The 16,643-nt window shown below is 40.6% G+C and carries 17 protein-coding genes and 1 pseudogene; all 18 read left to right on the forward strand.

From position 1 onward, the window contains the following. Nucleotides 1–193 (forward strand): annotated as a pseudogene (locus AACY61_RS00785) (hypothetical protein); the annotation flags it as partial. Between the two features lie 4 nt (nt 194–197). After that, complete coding sequence (paaC, locus tag AACY61_RS00790; protein ID WP_339609226.1) at nt 198–968, forward strand: 1,2-phenylacetyl-CoA epoxidase subunit PaaC; 771 nt, start codon at nt 198–200, stop codon at nt 966–968. Nucleotides 969–1,028: 60 nt separating this feature from the next. Next, on the forward strand, nt 1,029–1,397 hold the full coding sequence (locus AACY61_RS00795) for a four helix bundle protein (RefSeq protein ID WP_339609228.1): 369 nt from the start codon (nt 1,029–1,031) through the stop codon (nt 1,395–1,397). Between the two features lie 43 nt (nt 1,398–1,440). After that, on the forward strand, nt 1,441–1,944 hold the full coding sequence (paaD, locus tag AACY61_RS00800) for a 1,2-phenylacetyl-CoA epoxidase subunit PaaD (protein WP_339609230.1): 504 nt from the start codon (nt 1,441–1,443) through the stop codon (nt 1,942–1,944). Between the two features lie 51 nt (nt 1,945–1,995). Further along, the gene (locus AACY61_RS00805) at nt 1,996–2,775 is read left to right on the forward strand and encodes an enoyl-CoA hydratase-related protein (RefSeq protein ID WP_339609232.1); all 780 of its coding nucleotides are present in this window, start codon (nt 1,996–1,998) and stop codon (nt 2,773–2,775) included. Nucleotides 2,776–2,873: 98 nt separating this feature from the next. Then, the gene (locus AACY61_RS00810; RefSeq protein ID WP_339609234.1) at nt 2,874–3,239 is read left to right on the forward strand and encodes a four helix bundle protein; all 366 of its coding nucleotides are present in this window, start codon (nt 2,874–2,876) and stop codon (nt 3,237–3,239) included. Between the two features lie 54 nt (nt 3,240–3,293). Beyond that, nucleotides 3,294–4,445 carry a 3-hydroxyacyl-CoA dehydrogenase NAD-binding domain-containing protein gene (locus AACY61_RS00815; protein ID WP_339609236.1) on the forward strand — a complete coding sequence of 384 codons (1,152 nt, stop codon included), beginning with the start codon at nt 3,294–3,296 and terminating at the stop codon, nt 4,443–4,445. Between the two features lie 4 nt (nt 4,446–4,449). Beyond that, on the forward strand, nt 4,450–4,857 hold the full coding sequence (locus tag AACY61_RS00820; RefSeq protein WP_339609238.1) for a hotdog fold thioesterase: 408 nt from the start codon (nt 4,450–4,452) through the stop codon (nt 4,855–4,857). A 30-nt stretch (nt 4,858–4,887) separates the two neighbouring features. Beyond that, complete coding sequence (locus tag AACY61_RS00825) at nt 4,888–5,751, forward strand: neutral zinc metallopeptidase (RefSeq protein WP_339609240.1); 864 nt, start codon at nt 4,888–4,890, stop codon at nt 5,749–5,751. Nucleotides 5,752–5,820: 69 nt separating this feature from the next. Then, the gene (gene pcaF, locus AACY61_RS00830; protein ID WP_339609242.1) at nt 5,821–7,017 is read left to right on the forward strand and encodes a 3-oxoadipyl-CoA thiolase; all 1,197 of its coding nucleotides are present in this window, start codon (nt 5,821–5,823) and stop codon (nt 7,015–7,017) included. Between the two features lie 78 nt (nt 7,018–7,095). Then, nucleotides 7,096–9,588, forward strand: coding sequence for a phenylacetic acid degradation bifunctional protein PaaZ (paaZ, locus tag AACY61_RS00835; RefSeq protein WP_339609244.1), 2,493 nt, complete (start codon nt 7,096–7,098; stop codon nt 9,586–9,588). Nucleotides 9,589–9,714: 126 nt separating this feature from the next. After that, entirely contained in the window at nt 9,715–10,002 is a 288-nt protein-coding gene (locus AACY61_RS00840) for a GIY-YIG nuclease family protein (RefSeq protein WP_339609245.1), read from the forward strand. Between the two features lie 65 nt (nt 10,003–10,067). Further along, nucleotides 10,068–10,823 carry an enoyl-CoA hydratase/isomerase family protein gene (locus tag AACY61_RS00845; RefSeq protein WP_339609257.1) on the forward strand — a complete coding sequence of 252 codons (756 nt, stop codon included), beginning with the start codon at nt 10,068–10,070 and terminating at the stop codon, nt 10,821–10,823. Between the two features lie 51 nt (nt 10,824–10,874). Next, nucleotides 10,875–11,480, forward strand: coding sequence for a transferase hexapeptide repeat family protein (locus tag AACY61_RS00850; RefSeq protein ID WP_339609247.1), 606 nt, complete (start codon nt 10,875–10,877; stop codon nt 11,478–11,480). Between the two features lie 6 nt (nt 11,481–11,486). Continuing rightward, entirely contained in the window at nt 11,487–12,785 is a 1,299-nt protein-coding gene (locus AACY61_RS00855; RefSeq protein ID WP_339609249.1) for a dihydrolipoamide acetyltransferase family protein, read from the forward strand. Nucleotides 12,786–12,793: 8 nt separating this feature from the next. Beyond that, complete coding sequence (locus AACY61_RS00860) at nt 12,794–14,848, forward strand: thiamine pyrophosphate-dependent enzyme (protein WP_339609251.1); 2,055 nt, start codon at nt 12,794–12,796, stop codon at nt 14,846–14,848. Nucleotides 14,849–14,949: 101 nt separating this feature from the next. Then, nucleotides 14,950–15,987, forward strand: coding sequence for a Fe(3+) ABC transporter substrate-binding protein (locus AACY61_RS00865; protein WP_339609253.1), 1,038 nt, complete (start codon nt 14,950–14,952; stop codon nt 15,985–15,987). Further along, the coding region (locus AACY61_RS00870) for an ABC transporter permease subunit (protein ID WP_339609255.1) at nt 15,968–16,643 on the forward strand (676 nt) is incomplete at its 3' end. The genes AACY61_RS00865 and AACY61_RS00870, both read left to right, overlap by 20 nt.

Below are 16,643 nucleotides of genomic sequence, written 5' to 3' on the forward strand. Positions count from 1 at the left end.
TTTAGAAGAATTTGATAATGGTACACAAGCTGTAATTCGTGAAAAGCAATTGAAAAAATGGAACCGCCAATGGAAAATTAATTTGATTGAAGTAATGAATCCGGGTTGGATGGATATAAGTATGAATTGGAGGAATGAGGATTTGATTTTTAAATCGAAAAGGATTGCTGACAAAAAATTAAGAATAATTTAAAAATATGGAATTAATAGAACAAGATTCCCGCCTTCGCGGGAATTACATACTAGGCATCGCAGACAACTCCTTAATCCTTGGCCAACGCCTCGGCGAACTCTGTGGTCACGGTCCCAGTCTGGAAACAGACATCGCTTTGACAAATATGTCACTGGACTTATTCGGGCAGGTGCGCAGTTATTACCAATACATCGCCCAACTTTCAGGTGAAGACAAAACCGAAGACGATATCGCTTTTTTGCGTTTGGAACGGGATTACAAAAACGTGCTACTGGTAGAACAACCCAATACAGATTTTGGCTACGTCATCGCCCGCCAGTATTTCTTCGATGTATTTCATTTGTTGTTAATGCAGGAATTGCAAAACAGTAAAGATGAAACCCTTTCGGCCATCGCCAAAAAAGGCATCAAGGAAGTGAGTTACCACAAACGTTTTTCAGGGGATTGGGTAAAACGACTGGGTGATGGAACAGAAGAAAGTCATACACGTATTCAAAATGCTGTAAAGGATCTATGGCCTTACACTAACGAACTTTTCGAAATGACCGAAGCAGACAAACAAGCCGCAGAAGCAGGGATTGGCGTCGATGTTTCCAAATTAAAAGGCAACTATTATAAAGAAGTTACAGAGTTATTAAAAGAAGCAACACTCAAAATCCCCGAAAGCAAATACTTCCACAAAGGCGGAAAACATGGTGTGCATTCCGAACATATGGGTTATATATTAGCAGATTTACAATTCATGCAACGCACCTATCCCGGAATGAAGTGGTAAGGGAATACTAAATATCGAAATTACAATAAAGAACACTGAAGTTTTCTAATTTTTTAAACAATGAAGAATTATAAATATGATTTAGAAGAAAGACTTATTAAGTTTGCTATTGATGTCATATTGGCTTGCGGAAAATTAGATGGAAATTTTGCTTCACAACATTTATCAAAACAATTGATTCGATCAACTACGGCCGTGGCTTTGAATTATGGAGAGGCTCAAAGTGCAGAATCTGCTAGGGATTTCTTGCATAAAATGAAAATTTGCCTTAAAGAATTAAGAGAGTCACTTATTAATTTAAAAATCCAAAAAGGAGCAAATTTAATAAAGGATATTAAAAAGGTAGAAGAATTAATCAACGAAAATAACGAGCTTATTTCCATTTTTGTTGTAAGTATTCGAACTTCTAAAAATAAAAATCAAATCTAACCCTTCGATATTCGTTATTCTTAATTCGTTATTCGATTTTCATATGACAGAAACCACCCGACATATCAACCCCAAATTAATCGAAATCCTAAAAACCGTTCCAGACCCTGAAATACCGGTTTTGACAATTGTGGATCTGGGTGTGGTGCGTGAAGCTGAGGTGTTGAAAGACGGTTCTGTTGAGGTGAAGATTACGCCCACCTACAGTGGTTGCCCTGCAATGGATGTTATAGGTGACGATATAGTAACCGCTTTCGCAAAGGCTGGAATGAAAGCCAAAGTTAAACTCATCCTTTCACCCGCCTGGAGTACCGATATGATTTCTGAAGATGGAAGGGCAGCATTAGAAAAATATGGAATCGCAGCACCACTCGATGCCACGTCAGACAAGGAAGCCCTTTTAGGAAACAAAAAATTAGTAAAATGCCCACAATGTGGTTCAAAAAATACCGAATTGGTCAGCCAGTTTGGTTCCACAGCTTGCAAAGCACAGTTTAAGTGCAATGACTGTTTAGAGCCGTTTGACTATTTTAAATGCTTAAAATAATCCCAGCGAAGGAGGGATCTCGTAATTATTATGATATAACCTTTTTAGACTATGAAAAGTATAGAAATACAAATAAAAAACAACCTCGCCATCATCACCCTTAACCGGCCTGAAGTATTCAACAGTTTCAACCGCGAGATGGCACTAGCATTGCAAATAGCATTGGATGATTGTGAAGTAAATCCTGAAGTTCGAGCCATTCTCCTCACTGGAAGTGGAAAAGCCTTCTGCGCCGGCCAGGATTTAAAAGAAGTCACCAGTCCTGAGTTAAATCCCGGGTTTAAAGCCATTTTAGATGAACATTACAATCCCATCATTTCCAGAATTAGAAATATAGAAAAACCCGTGGTAGCCGCCGTAAATGGGGTTGCTGCCGGTGCCGGCGCTAATATTGCACTGGCTTGTGATGTGGTTGTGGCATCAGGCCTTGCCAGTTTTATACAGGCGTTCAGTAAAATTGGTTTGATTCCTGATAGTGCGGGAACGTTCTTTTTACCCCGATTGATTGGTTTCCAGAAAGCTTCAGCCTTGATGATGCTGGGTGATAAAGTATCTGCAGAAGAAGCCGAAAAACTAGGGATGATTTACAAAGTATTTTCGGCAGAAATCTTTATGGAAGAAGCCGAAAAAATAGCAATAACCCTTTCGCAAATGCCTACCCACGGACTCGCATTGACCAAAAAAGCCTTGAACGCATCTATGCAAAACAACCTGAATGACCAACTTAAACTGGAGTCCAAATACCAAATCGAAGCTGCCCAAACGGAAGATTACAGGGAAGGTGTAAATGCGTTTATGGAAAAAAGAAAACCCAATTTTATTGGTAAATGATTTCAAAATTCAAATTTGTAATTTCACATTTCAAATTTGAAAATGAATAACTAAATTTTTAAAAACCACAAGTTTGAAATAATAATTTTGAAGTTACTATGACTGCTGACGAGTTGGAAAACAGATTAATAAGATTTGCAATTGATTGTATCAAACTTACTTCAATGGCAAAAAAGTCATATGCTTCAGACCATATGAACGGGCAATTGATACGTTCAGCTAGCAGTCCGCCTTTAAATTATTCAGAGGCAAGAGCAGGTGAATCTCACAGAGATTACATTCATAAAATGCAGATTTGTCTCAAAGAGTTGCGTGAATCAAAAACCAATTTAAGAATTCAAATAGGAACTGACTTTTATGAAAGTAAGGAGTTTATTGAAATACTCCTAAAGGAAGCAACAGAGCTGGTTTTGATTTTTTCAAAGAGTGTATCAACATCAAAAAGGAATAACAGAATAGTATAAATACTAATTTCAAATTTGAAATAAAAAATTTGAAATAAAAAATTTGAAATATTTATGAAATTAGCAATAATAGGATCAGGAACAATGGGCAGCGGTATTGCACAAGTAGCCGCCACAGCCGGCTGTTCGGTAAAATTGTATGATACCAATCAAGCGGCCTTGGACAAAAGTAAAGCTGCTTTGGCGAAAGTAATGAGCCGTCTGGTAGAAAAAGGTAAAATTGATGAAAAAGAAAAATCACGCATCGAAAACAGCATCAGTTATGTCGGCTCTTTAAAAGACCTTGCTGAAGCGGATTTAACCATCGAAGCCATCATTGAAAATGCCGAAATCAAACAAAAAGTATTTCAAGAGTTAGAAAGTTATCAATCAGACACAGCCATTATTGCGTCAAATACTTCCTCACTTTCCATAGCTTCACTGGCAGCATCTTTAAAAAAACCCGAGCGTTTTATCGGGATTCATTTTTTCAATCCTGCGCCATTGATGCCTTTGGTTGAAATTATACCGGCAATTCAGACCTCCGATGATGTGAAAAATAAAGTGGTGCAAATCATAGGCGATTGGAAAAAAATTGGTGTTTTGGTCAAAGACACCCCCGGCTTTATTGTAAACCGAGTGGCACGCCCGTTTTATGGAGAAGCATTGCGTATTTACGAAGAAGGAATTGCCGATTTTGCTACTATTGACTGGGCAATGAAAGAAATGGGTGGTTTTAAAATGGGACCCTTTGAACTGATGGATTTCATAGGTAACGATATCAATTATACGGTTACCGAAACTGTTTTCACTGCTTTCTATTTCGACCCGAGATACCGGCCAGCATTCACCCAAAAACGTTTTGCCGAAGCAGGTTACTTAGGTAGAAAATCGGGTAGAGGGTACTATAATTATGCTGAAAATGCCAACAATCCTGAGCCTAAAAAAGACCCAAAACTTGGAAAACAAATTTTTGAACGCATTCTAGGAATGCTCATCAACGAAGCTGCAGACGCCTTGTTTTTAAATATCGCTTCCGCAAAAGATATTGATTTAGCGATGACCAAAGGTGTGAATTACCCAAAAGGACTTCTCGCCTGGGCAAATGAAATGAGTATTGATTGGTGCGTTGAAAAAATGGATGCACTTTATGAGGAATACCGTGAGGATAGGTATCGATGTAGCCCGCTACTTCGAAAAATGAGAAGAGAAAGTAAAATATTTTAGAATTATGACAGAAGGTAACAAAATACCGGAAAAGATGCTCTCTCTCGACTCTTTCAGTCAATGGCTAGGTATTGAGGTTTTGGAATGTGAAATCGGGCGATGTAAAGTCGGTATGACCGTCAGAAAAGAAATGTTGAATTCTATGAACAAAGCTCATGGAGGCATCACTTATTCGCTGGCAGACACCGCTTTTGGGTTTTCTGCCAATACGCATGGCAAGTTTGCTGTTTCGATTGAAACCTCCATCAACCACATTGAAGCATTGGAAGAAGGCGATTACATCACAGCCGAATCTGTCATCGAAGAAACCAGAAACAAACTGGGTTTTCACATCATCGAAGTGAAAAATGGTGAAAAATTGGTAGCTTTGTTCAAAGGTGTAGTTTACAGAACCAGTAAAGACTGGGAATAATTTATTTAAACCATAACTCCTTAAAAAATCATGAAATGGAAAGGCAGAAGAAAAAGTGGCAACCTCGATGATCGTCGAGGGATGAGTGGCAAAGGCAAGTTAGTTGCCGGTGGTGGACTCATAGCAATAGTAGTGATTTTGCTTCAACTTTTTGGAGGGGAAACTGGTCAAACAATTGCTCCCTTTTTAGAAGAATTCTCCAATCAACAACAAACCACTCAGCAAGTCCAAAACCGCGAACTCACACCTGAGGAAGTTGAAATTGGTGACTTTGTAGCCACAATTTTAGCAGATACTGAAGATGTATGGCATCAGATTTTCAGAGAAAATAATTTAGGCACTTACAAAGAGCCAAAGCTTGTTCTTTTTAATGATCAAGTTACTTCAGCTTGTGGTAATGCATCCTCTGCTATGGGGCCATTTTACTGTCCAGCAGACCAAAATGCTTATATGGACCTCGTTTTTTTTAATGAACTCCACAATCGCTTTGGCGCTAAAAGAGGAGACTTTGCAATTGCTTATGTAACGGCACACGAGATAGGACATCATGTACAAACACTTTTGGGGACCTCTCAAAAAGTGCGTCAAATTCAAAGTCAAATGAATAAAGTTGAAGCAAATAAATTATCTGTTGCCCTCGAGCTTCAAGCCGATTTTTATGCAGGTCTTTGGGCACACTATGTTCAAGGATACCTTACTGAAAATGATATTGAAGTAGCGATAAGCGCAGCACAAGCCGTGGGAGATGATGCCATTCAAAAAAGAGTTAGGGGACATGTGCAACCAGAGAGTTTCACGCACGGTACTTCTGCACAACGCAAAGAATGGTTTATGAGAGGGTTAAGAACAGGGGATTTTTCTCAGCACGATACCTTTTCAGAAATTTTGGATTAATGGAATTAATATTGAATTAAAATAGTAACCTAAAAACACGAGACTTCCGCTTTCGCGGAAGATAGAAATATGTATATAATTGACGGAGTAAGAACACCCATAGGCAGTTATCAAGGCACCCTTTCACCGGTTCGCACCGATGATCTGGCTGCACTTGTAATCGCCGAAATCGTAAAAAGAAATCCAAACATTCCAAAAGACGCTTACGATGATGTCATTCTGGGCTGTGCTAATCAGGCCGGTGAAGACAACCGAAATGTTGCACGTATGGCTTCATTGCTGGCAGGATTGCCTTACAGCGTTCCCGGGGAAACCGTGAACCGCCTTTGCAGCAGCGGACTTTCAGCGATGATCCATGCACATCGCGCAATTAAAACAGGAGACGGGGATGTCTTTATCGCCGGTGGTGTGGAGCATATGACTCGTGGACCCTATGTGGTGGCAAAACCTTCCAGTGCTTTTGGAACCGATGCCAAGATGTATGATTCCAGTTTTGGTTGGCGTTTTGTCAACCCAAAAATGCACGCGATGTATGGCACCGATGGGATGGGTGTAACAGCTGAAAACCTGGTGGAGAAATACAACATTTCACGTGAAGATCAAGATGCCTTTGCATACAATTCCCAAATGAAAGCCGCCAAAGCACAACAAAACGGCCGACTTGCTAAAGAAATTGTAACGGTGGAAATTCCCCAAAGGAAAAAAGACCCTATTTTGTTTTCTGAAGATGAATTTATCAAACCAAATACTTCAAAAGAAGTGCTGGCAAAATTACGTGGCGCATTCAAAAAAGACGGCAGCGTTACCGCCGGAAATTCTTCGGGGTTAAATGATGGTGCAGCCGCAACAATCATCGCTTCTGAAGCTGCAGTTAAAAAATACAACCTCAAACCATTGGCCAGAATTCTAAGTTCAGCAGTGGTGGGAGTAGAACCCAGAATTATGGGAATTGGTCCCGTAGAAGCTTCTAACAAAGCACTCGCAAAAGCCGGATTGAAAATGGCAGATATGGACATCATCGAGTTAAACGAAGCCTTTGCTGCCCAATCCCTAGCTTGCATTAGAGAATGGGGACTTGAAGACGACGACTCAAGAATCAACCCTAATGGAGGCGCCATTGCCATTGGTCATCCACTTGGTGTCACCGGCGCCCGCATTTGCTACTCCGCCGCATTAGAGTTATCTTTGACTGGCAAGAAATATGCATTGATAACTATGTGTATTGGAGTGGGGCAGGGATATGCTGCAGTGATTGAAAGAGCCTAAAATTTCCGCGAAGGCGGAAATCTCGTTAATCAAATTAAAAATATTAAACCAAGTTACCCGCCTTCGCGGGCATAGGATATGAAAACACAACACTACATACTAGGCAACTGGACAGACGGTAATGGAGAAGGAACGCCCGTTCAGGATTCCATTACCGGAGAAGTATTTACCAGCGTTACCACAGAAGGGCTGGACTTTCCATCTATTTTGCAATATGGGCGTGAAAAAGGGGAGACCCTTCGTAAAATGACCTTTCAGGAGCGTGGTAACATGATCAAAAAACTGGCCATGTATCTTAACAAAAAGAAAGCACAGTTTTACGAAATCAGTTACCGCACCGGTGCCACAAAAATCGATAGCTGGATAGACATTGAAGGCGGTTTTGGAAACCTCTTTGCTAATGCCTCTTTGCGAAAATTATTCCCTAATCAGTCTTACCACGTAGAGGGCGAACCCATCGATCTTTCCCGTGGTGGGCGTTTTATGGCGCATCATATTATGGTGCCCAAAGAAGGCGTCGCTGTACATATCAATGCCTTTAATTTTCCTGTATGGGGAATGCTGGAAAAATGCGCAGTCAACTGGATGGCGGGAATGCCCGCTGTGGTTCTTCCTGCACCCCAAACGGCTTACCTTACTGAAGCCGTTGTAAAAGAAATTATCGCCTCAGGCATTTTACCCGAAGGTAGTCTGCAACTCATTTCGGGAACAGCAAAAAATATAATCGATACCGTGCAATCGCAGGATGTCGTGACATTTACAGGATCCGCTAAAATAGGTAGAATGCTGAAAGCACATCCGCAACTTATTGAAGAATCAGTGCCTTTTACAATGGAAGCAGATTCATTGAACGCCTCTGTCCTTGCGGAAGACGCCGCTCCAGGTTCACCAGAATTTGATTTGTTTATCAAAGAAGTGCGTAACGAAATGACCGTGAAATGCGGACAAAAATGTACCGCCATTCGCCGCATCCTCGTTCCTGAAAAATATATGGAAGATGTTCAGATTGCCTTAGGCAAGGCACTCGATAAAGTTACCGTTGGTGACCCGCGTTTAAAAGAAGTGCGGATGGGAGCTCTGGTAAACCACGCACAACGCGAATCTGTTAAAAGTCAGGTTCAGAAGATTGCTAAAACCGCTCAAATCGTTTACGGAAGTTTTGATTCCTTTGAAGCAGTGGGAGCTGACGCCGAAAAAGGCTCTTTCCTTCGTCCAATATTACTCCGGGAAGACCATCCTCTGAAAAACGAAGCAGCACATATCACCGAAGCTTTTGGACCGGTGAGCACCTTGATGCCTTATAACAGTATTGAAGAAGCGATAAAAATATCCAAACTTGGAAAAGGTTCGTTGGTAAGTTCGATTTTTACCAACGATGATTCCATCGCTAAAGAATTCACCATAGGTGCCGCTTCCCACCACGGAAGGATCCTTACCATCAACCGTGAAAGCGCTAAACAAAGCACCGGACACGGTTCACCATTGCCATTGCTTGTTCACGGTGGTCCCGGTAGAGCAGGTGGAGGCGAAGAAATGGGAGGGATGCGTGGTGTCAAACACTATATGCAACGCACTGCCATTCAAGGTTCGCCAACAACCCTTACCGAAATCACCGGTATTTACCAACCCAATTCCGATTATAAAGAAGCAGAAAAGCATCCGTTTACCTATCACTGGGAAGATATCCAACCCGGAATGTCACTTAAAACACACAAAAGAACTTTAACAGATGGTGATATAGTGAATTTCGCCAATTTGACTTGGGATCATTTTTATGCCCACACAGACATCACCTCCCTGGACGGAAGTATTTTTGAACAACGCACCGCTCACGGTTATTTTATCATTTCGGCGGCGGCAGGCTTGTTTGTCTATCCCAATAAAGGGCCGGTAGCAGCCAATTACGGTTTGGAGGATATTCGCTTTTTGCGACCTTTGTATCACAACGATACCATTTATGTGCGTCTTACGTGCAAACAAAAAGTGGATCGCGACTCAAAAGGAAAAGAGCATCCATCGGGCATTGTGAAGTGGTATGTGGAAGTTTTTGATACTGAAGACGAAATGGTCGCCTTTGCCACAATTTTGACAATGGTTCAGAAAAAGCAAACGACTTTTGTCGAAATGACTTCAGAGAGCATTTCGTTTTATCTGAGTAAATTATCAGAATCGGTCACGCCGAAATGGGGCACGATGACACCGCAGCATATGGTGGAACATTTGGAATTTAGTTATAGGATAGCTTCCGGCGAAATGCAGAATTTTGATATCGCCACGCCCGAAGAATATTTAGAAAAAACCCAGGAAACTTTATGGAATTATAAACCGATGCCGAGGGAATTTCATATGCCCTTGATGCACAAAGGCAAACTGGAACCCTTGCAACACCCTGATTTAGAAACCGCAAAACAAAAAATGCTTGAAGCTCGAGAGGAATATCTGTTGTATTACAAAGAAAACCCTGATGCACTCACCAAAAATGCGGTGTTTGGCTTTTTAAATAAGTATGAGTGGTATTTGTTGGAGAGGAAACATTTGAACCATCATTTTAATCAATTTGGTTTGCTATAAGCAAATCAAATTGATTAAAATTCCCACGGAAGTGGGAATCTATTATAACCACGGAAGTGGGAATCTAATATAACCACGGAAGTGGGAATTTAAATAAGTAGTATAGAAGAATAGTAAAATAGAGTTTTGATTAATTGGAGCGTTTATATAATAACAAATAAGCTTAAAGGCGTTTTATATATTGGTGTTACAAAAGATTTAAAAAGAAGAATTTATCAACACAAGAAAAAAGCGCACCCAGCCACTTTTTCTGCTAGATACAATTTAAATAAACTAGTTTACTTTGAAAATTTTGAACAAGAAGAAAAAGCATATGTAAAAGAAAAACAAATAAAAAAGTGGAATCGGGATTGGAAAATAAAATTAATTGAAGAAGAAAACCCAAATTGGGAAGACTTATATGAAAAACTTTAATAGTATGTTTAACCATCACAAATTTGTGATATAAAACGAGATTCCCGCCTTCGCGGGAAATGAATATGACAGAACAACCCTACGTAAAACAAAACATAAATAATAACATTGCCACAATTGAGTTCTTCCATCCGGCACACAACAGCTTGCCGGGAGATTTACTTGCTAAATTGGCAAACACCATAACCGAAGCGGGAAATAATGACGATGTAAAAGTCATCATACTGCAAAGTGGCGGTGACCGTACATTTTGTGCAGGCGCCAGTTTTAACGAACTCATTTCCATCAATGATGATAAAACCGGTGAGATCTTTTTCAGTGGTTTTGCCAACGTCATTAATGCGATGCGCAAATGCCCAAAATTCATAATCGGTCGTATACAAGGCAAAACAGTAGGTGGCGGTGTAGGCCTTGCTTCAGCAGTTGATTACTGTATGGCGACAAAATATGCATCCATCAAGCTAAGCGAACTCAATATTGGTATTGGACCTTTTGTTGTGGGACCTGCGGTGGAGCGTAAACTTGGTTTAAGTGGGATGTCGCAGATTGCCATTGACGCCAATAGTTTTTATGATGCCGAATGGGCAAGAAGTAAAGGGCTCTATATGCAGGTTTTTGATGACACAGTAAGTTTAGATAAAGGGGTTACAGCTTTCGCCAAAAACTTATGCACTTACAATCCCGAAGCAATGCAAGAAATGAAAAAAGTATTCTGGACCGGCACTGAAAACTGGGACGAATTGCTGATAGAACGAGCGAAGATTAGCGGGAGATTGGTGTTGAGTGCTTTTACGAAGAAGAAGCTGGAGAGCTACAAATAAAAATTAATAATTATTAACAATGAGATTCCCGCCTTCGCGGGAATTTGGATTATGATTTACAGTTTCAAAGGACACATACCAGTCATCCACGAAAGCAGTTTCGTGCACCCATTGGCAGCAGTCACGGGCAATGTTATAATTGGTAAAAACTGTTATATCGGTCCGGGTGCGGCGATTCGTGGGGATTGGGGCGAGATTATTTTGGAAGATGGTGTCAATGTACAGGAAAACTGTACGGTGCATATGTTTCCGGGCAAATCAATTGTTTTGAGGGAAAGTGCACATATAGGTCACGGAGCAATTATCCACGGCGCCAACATTGGAAAAAATGTATTGGTGGGAATGAATACTGTAATTATGGACGATGCTGAAATTGGTGATGAATGCATCATAGGCGCAATGGCATTTGTAAAAGCCGAAACAATCATTCAGCCAAGAAGTTTGGTAGTGGGAAACCCGGCAAAAGTGATTAAAGAAGTCAGTGACGAAATGATTTCCTGGAAAACCGCTGGAACACGATTGTATCAGCAATTGCCTGCCGATTGTCACGAGAGTTTGCGGGAGGTGGAGCCTTTGCGAGAAATTCCTAAAAACAGGCCAGTTCAAGAGGATTTTTACAAGACCCTAGAAGAATACAAGAAAGAGAAAAAAGAATAAAGACATATGTCAAAAGTTGAATTCAAACTTCCCAGAATGGGAGAAAGCATTACCGAAGGCACTATTATCAATTGGCTCGTCCAACCCGGCGAATCGTTTGAAGAAGGCGACATCATAGTTGAGGTTGGAACTGATAAGGTTGATAACGAAGTGCCGGCGCCTTTTTCGGGCACTATGTTGGAAACAAAATACAATGCTAAGGATGTGGTAAAAATTGGGGCGGTGATTGCTATTTTGGAAGCTTCTGAAGGTGTTTCAAAAAAAGCAATTAAAAACACTCAAAAAGAGGAGGTCAAAACGGCTACAACTCTAAAAGCACCGAATAAAATTGCACCAAAACAATCCGGAGTAGTTTCATCAACCTATCAAGTTCCGGTGAACCGCACGAACAAGTTTTATTCTCCGCTGGTTGAAAAAATCGCCCGTGAGCAGCACATTAGTTTTGAAGAACTGGCACGCATTCCCGCTACCGGCAATGACGGTCGTTTACGGAAAAGTGATGTCTTTAAATATATAGAGGAAGGCCGTCCGGCACAATTTGCACAGCAAGTGACAGAAGCCGGTTACAGCATTCCGCAATTAAACCTTGATAAAGGCAAAGGCAAAATCGTAGAGATGGACCGCATGCGGCAAATGATAGCTGACCATATGGTGTATAGCAAACACACTTCGCCACACGTCACCGCTTATGTTGAAGCCGATATGACCAATATGGTCAACTGGCGCAATGCCAACAAAGAGGCTTTTCAGAAAAAACATGGTGAAAAATTGACTTTCACGCCACTATTTGTGGAAGCTGTCGCAAAATCTGTAAAAGACTTCCCTATGATCAACGTTTCGGTGGATGGTACTAATATTATCGTTAAAGAACACATCAACATTGGGATGGCAACCGCATTGCCCAGCGGTAATTTGATTGTTCCTGTAGTTCATGATGCTGATAAAAAGGATTTACCCACACTGGCGAAAGTAATCAATGAACTGGCAGAAAAAGCCCGAAACAACAAACTAAAAGCAGACGATACCAAAGGAAGCACCTTTACCATTAGTAATGTGGGTACCTTTGGTAGTTTGATGGGAACACCCATTATTAATCAGCCCGAAGCCGCAATTTTGGCTACGGGAATTATCAAAAAAAGGGCAGAAGTCATCGAAAAACCCGAAGGCGACACCATTGAAATCCGTTCGATGATGTATTTGTCGCTGTCATTTGACCACCGGATTGTAGATGGTTATTTGGGAGGTAGTTTTTTAAGAAGGATTGCTGATTATTTTGAACAGTTTGATGTAAATAGAAAATTTTGATAGAGAACATGAAAATAAATAAAGATATATTCAAAAAAGCCTTCAAAAACGTCTGCACCGCCAAAACAATGGCAGAATTGTATGAAGAGAATTTTAAAGTGGTTTCCAAATATGTGCACGCTACTTCGCGAGGTCATGAAGTCATTCAAACTGCTTTAGGAATGCAGTTGTTGCCACAAGATTATGCCTATCCTTATTATCGTGACGATTCTATGTTGTTGAGTTTTGGCTGCACTCCAAAAGATTTAATGCTGCAATTACTTGCAAAGAAGGACGACCCTTTTTCCGGAGGAAGAACTTATTACTCTCACCCCAGTTTGCGCGATGATGACAAACCCAAAGTACCACATCAAAGTTCTGCTACCGGGATGCAAGCGATTCCGGCTACGGGAGCAGCGATGGGTTTTTGGTATCAGGAGCACGTCAATTCAAAATTCAAAATTCAAAACTCAAAATTACCTTTAGTAGTATGTTCCCTTGGTGACGCTTCTGTTACCGAAGGTGAAATCGCAGAGGCCTTTCAAATGGCAGCATTGAAACAGTTGCCCATTTTATATTTGGTGCAAGATAACGGTTGGGATATTTCGGCGAATGCTTCAGAAACAAGAGCCCAAGATGCTTTTGAATATGCCAAAGGGTTCCACGGACTAGAGGCCATTTCCATTGATGGAACTGATTTTATCGAAAGCTATACTCAAATCCAAAAAGTCATTGAAACCATCCGAAAAGAAAGGAGGCCCTTTTTAGTTCACGCTAAAGTGCCGTTGTTGAATCACCATACATCAGGTGTAAGAATGGAATGGTATCGTGATGATTTGGAGGAGGCACGCTCGCGTGACCCTTATCCGAAGATTAGAAAACAACTGATGGAGAATGGTTTTTCGGAAAAAGAGTTGAAAGACATCGAGACTTCCGCCTACGCGGAAGTTAGGAAGGATTATGAAGTAGCCCTCAAAGCCGAAGACCCAAAACCCGAAGATTTATTTACACATGATTTTGCGCCAACTCCAATAACTGAAGAAACCGGGACAAGAACTCCTGAATGTGCTGAAAAAGTAGTAATGGTAGATTGTGCCCTTTTTGGGATAGAAGAGTTGATGAAAAAACACAAAGAATGCCTGCTTTACGGACAGGATGTGGGTGGACGACTGGGTGGTGTTTTTCGTGAAGCAGCAACTTTGGCACAAAAGTTTGGTGACAACCGGGTGTTTAATACGCCCATTCAGGAAGCTTTTATTGTGGGAAGTACCGCTGGAATGAGCGCCGTGGGGTTAAAACCCATTGTTGAGGTTCAGTTTGCAGATTATATTTGGCCGGGACTTAACCAATTGTTTACCGAGGTAAGCCGAAGCTGCTATCTTTCAAACGGAAAATGGCCGGTTTCGATGATTTTGCGAGTGCCAATTGGGGCTTATGGTAGTGGCGGTCCCTATCACTCTTCATCAGTAGAAAGTGTAGTGACCAACATCCGCGGGTTAAAAATAGCCTACCCAAGTAATGGAGCTGATTTGAAAGGGTTGCTTAAAGCAGCTTATTATGACCCCAATCCGGTGGTGATTTTTGAACATAAAGGCTTGTATTGGAGTAAAGTTCCCGGAACCAAGGGAGCAACTTCTGTTGAACCGGCTGAAGATTATGTGCTGCCTTTCGGGAATGCGTGGCTGCTCCAGGAAATCTGGAAACAGGAAGATGTAGAAACAGCCACCATCGTTTCATATGGAATGGGTGTTCACTGGGCTATGAACGCCACACAAGGCATGCGTGACCGGGTAGAAATTATCGATTTGCGAACCCTTTTTCCATTGGACGAAGAGACCATTATGAAATCGGTTAAAAAAACCGGAAAGTGTCTGGTGGTAACAGAAGAACCTTCCAATAACAGTTTTGCCAGAGCGCTTGCCGGAAAAATTCAGGAAGAATGTTTTCAGTATCTGGATGCACCTGTTATGACGATTGGTTCAGAAAATATGCCTGCCATACCATTGAATTCTACTCTAGAACAAACCATGATTCCGAGTACAGAAAAGGTTAGGGTAAAACTAGAGACGCTTTTGGAATATTAATAAAATTAAAAGACACCTTTTAAATCAAAAAAGCACCATTATTTTTATTTAAAACAATTCTAAATAACTATATTTGCATCCCAATTAAAATTTATTTATAGATGAAAAATATAGTTATAGCACTCGCTGCCCTGGTACTTTTTTCGTGTAAAAATGATGCCAAAAAAGAGCAGGAAAATCAAACCTATCAGGAAGTAAATGTATATACCCACAGGCATTATGAAGCAGACCAGCAACTCTTTCAGCAATTTGAAGAGCAAACAGGTATAAAAGTCAATGTCATTAATGCCAGTGCTGATGAACTTATACAAAAAATGACTTTGGAAGGCGATAAATCACCTGCAGATGTATTAATTACGGTGGATGCCGGGAGATTGCATCGTGCAAAAACTGCCGGATTATTACAGCCTGTAGAATCAAAGTTTTTAGATTCAATCATTCCTTCTCATTTTATGGATACAGACAAAAACTGGTTTGCTTTAACAAAAAGAGCCCGTGTGATTGCATACGCTAAAGACAGAGTAAGCCCGGAAGATATGTCAACCTACCAAGCATTAACAGAAGCTAAATGGAAAAATAAAATACTTGTTCGCTCCTCAAGTAATATCTATAACCAGTCGCTTTTAGCATCTATTATTGCCCATCAAGGAGAGGATGATTCAAAGATTTGGGCAGAAGGTGTTGTAAAAAATATGGCGCGTTCTCCAAAAGGAAATGATCGGGATCAGGTCAAGGCTGTTGCTGCCGGTGAAGGTGATTTGGCAATAGTTAATACCTATTATGTAGGTATGTTAACCAACTCTGAAAATCCTGAGGAACGGAAAGTTGCAGAATCAGTAGGTATCTTTTTTCCAAATCAGGAAACAACAGGTACCCATGTGAATGTAAGTGGTGCAGGTGTTGCAAAATATGCTCCTAATAAAGAAAATGCAATAAAATTCATAGAGTTCTTGGTTACTGAGGAGTCACAAAAAGTATTTGCGCTTTCAAATTATGAGTACCCAGTAAACCCTAACGTAGCCATTTCAGAAACACTTAAAAACTGGGGTTCTTTTAAAGAAGACACATTAAATCTTTCGCATTTAGGAGAAAACAATAAAAAAGCGGTAATCTTATTTGATGAAGCAAGCTGGAAATAGTGATATTTTTTCCATAAAAAACAGGCTGCTTCGTTTAAAACGCGACAGCAACAGATGGTCAATAATTACACTTTTTGTAGTGTTTTTGATTGCTCTTCCTGTACTTACTATTGCGTTTAAACTTTTTGACGGGCCAGGAGAGTCATGGACACATATTGCCAAAAATTTATTAGGCGGTTATGTGTCCAATTCTTTCTATTTGTTAATAGTTTGTAGTTTTTTAGTGTTTTTATTTGGAGTTACCACTGCCTGGTTAGTGGCTCGTTATGAGTTTCCATTTCGAAAACAACTGGAATGGTTGTTGATTTTGCCTCTCGCAATCCCTTCTTACATAGTGGCTTATGCCTATTCGGGTATATTTGATTACGGTGGAAGTTTGGAAATCATTCAACGCTTCTTTGGCTTTGACTTTACCAGAATTGAAGTGATGAATCGTTTTGGGTTAGCTTTTGTTTTGAGTATATCACTTTTTCCTTATGTGTATGTTAGTACCCGTGCTTTTTTTCTAAATCAGGCTAATAATTTATTGGAGGCTTCCAGGATGTTAGGAGTTGGTGAAATCCGTACCTTTTTTAAATTGATTTTACCCCTGGCAAGACCAGCCATTATAGCCGGATTGATATTGGTGTTGATGGAAGTTCTAAATGATTATGGAG

The sequence above is a fragment of the uncultured Planktosalinus sp. genome (assembly GCF_963973675.1).
GTDB lineage: Bacteria > Bacteroidota > Bacteroidia > Flavobacteriales > Flavobacteriaceae > Planktosalinus.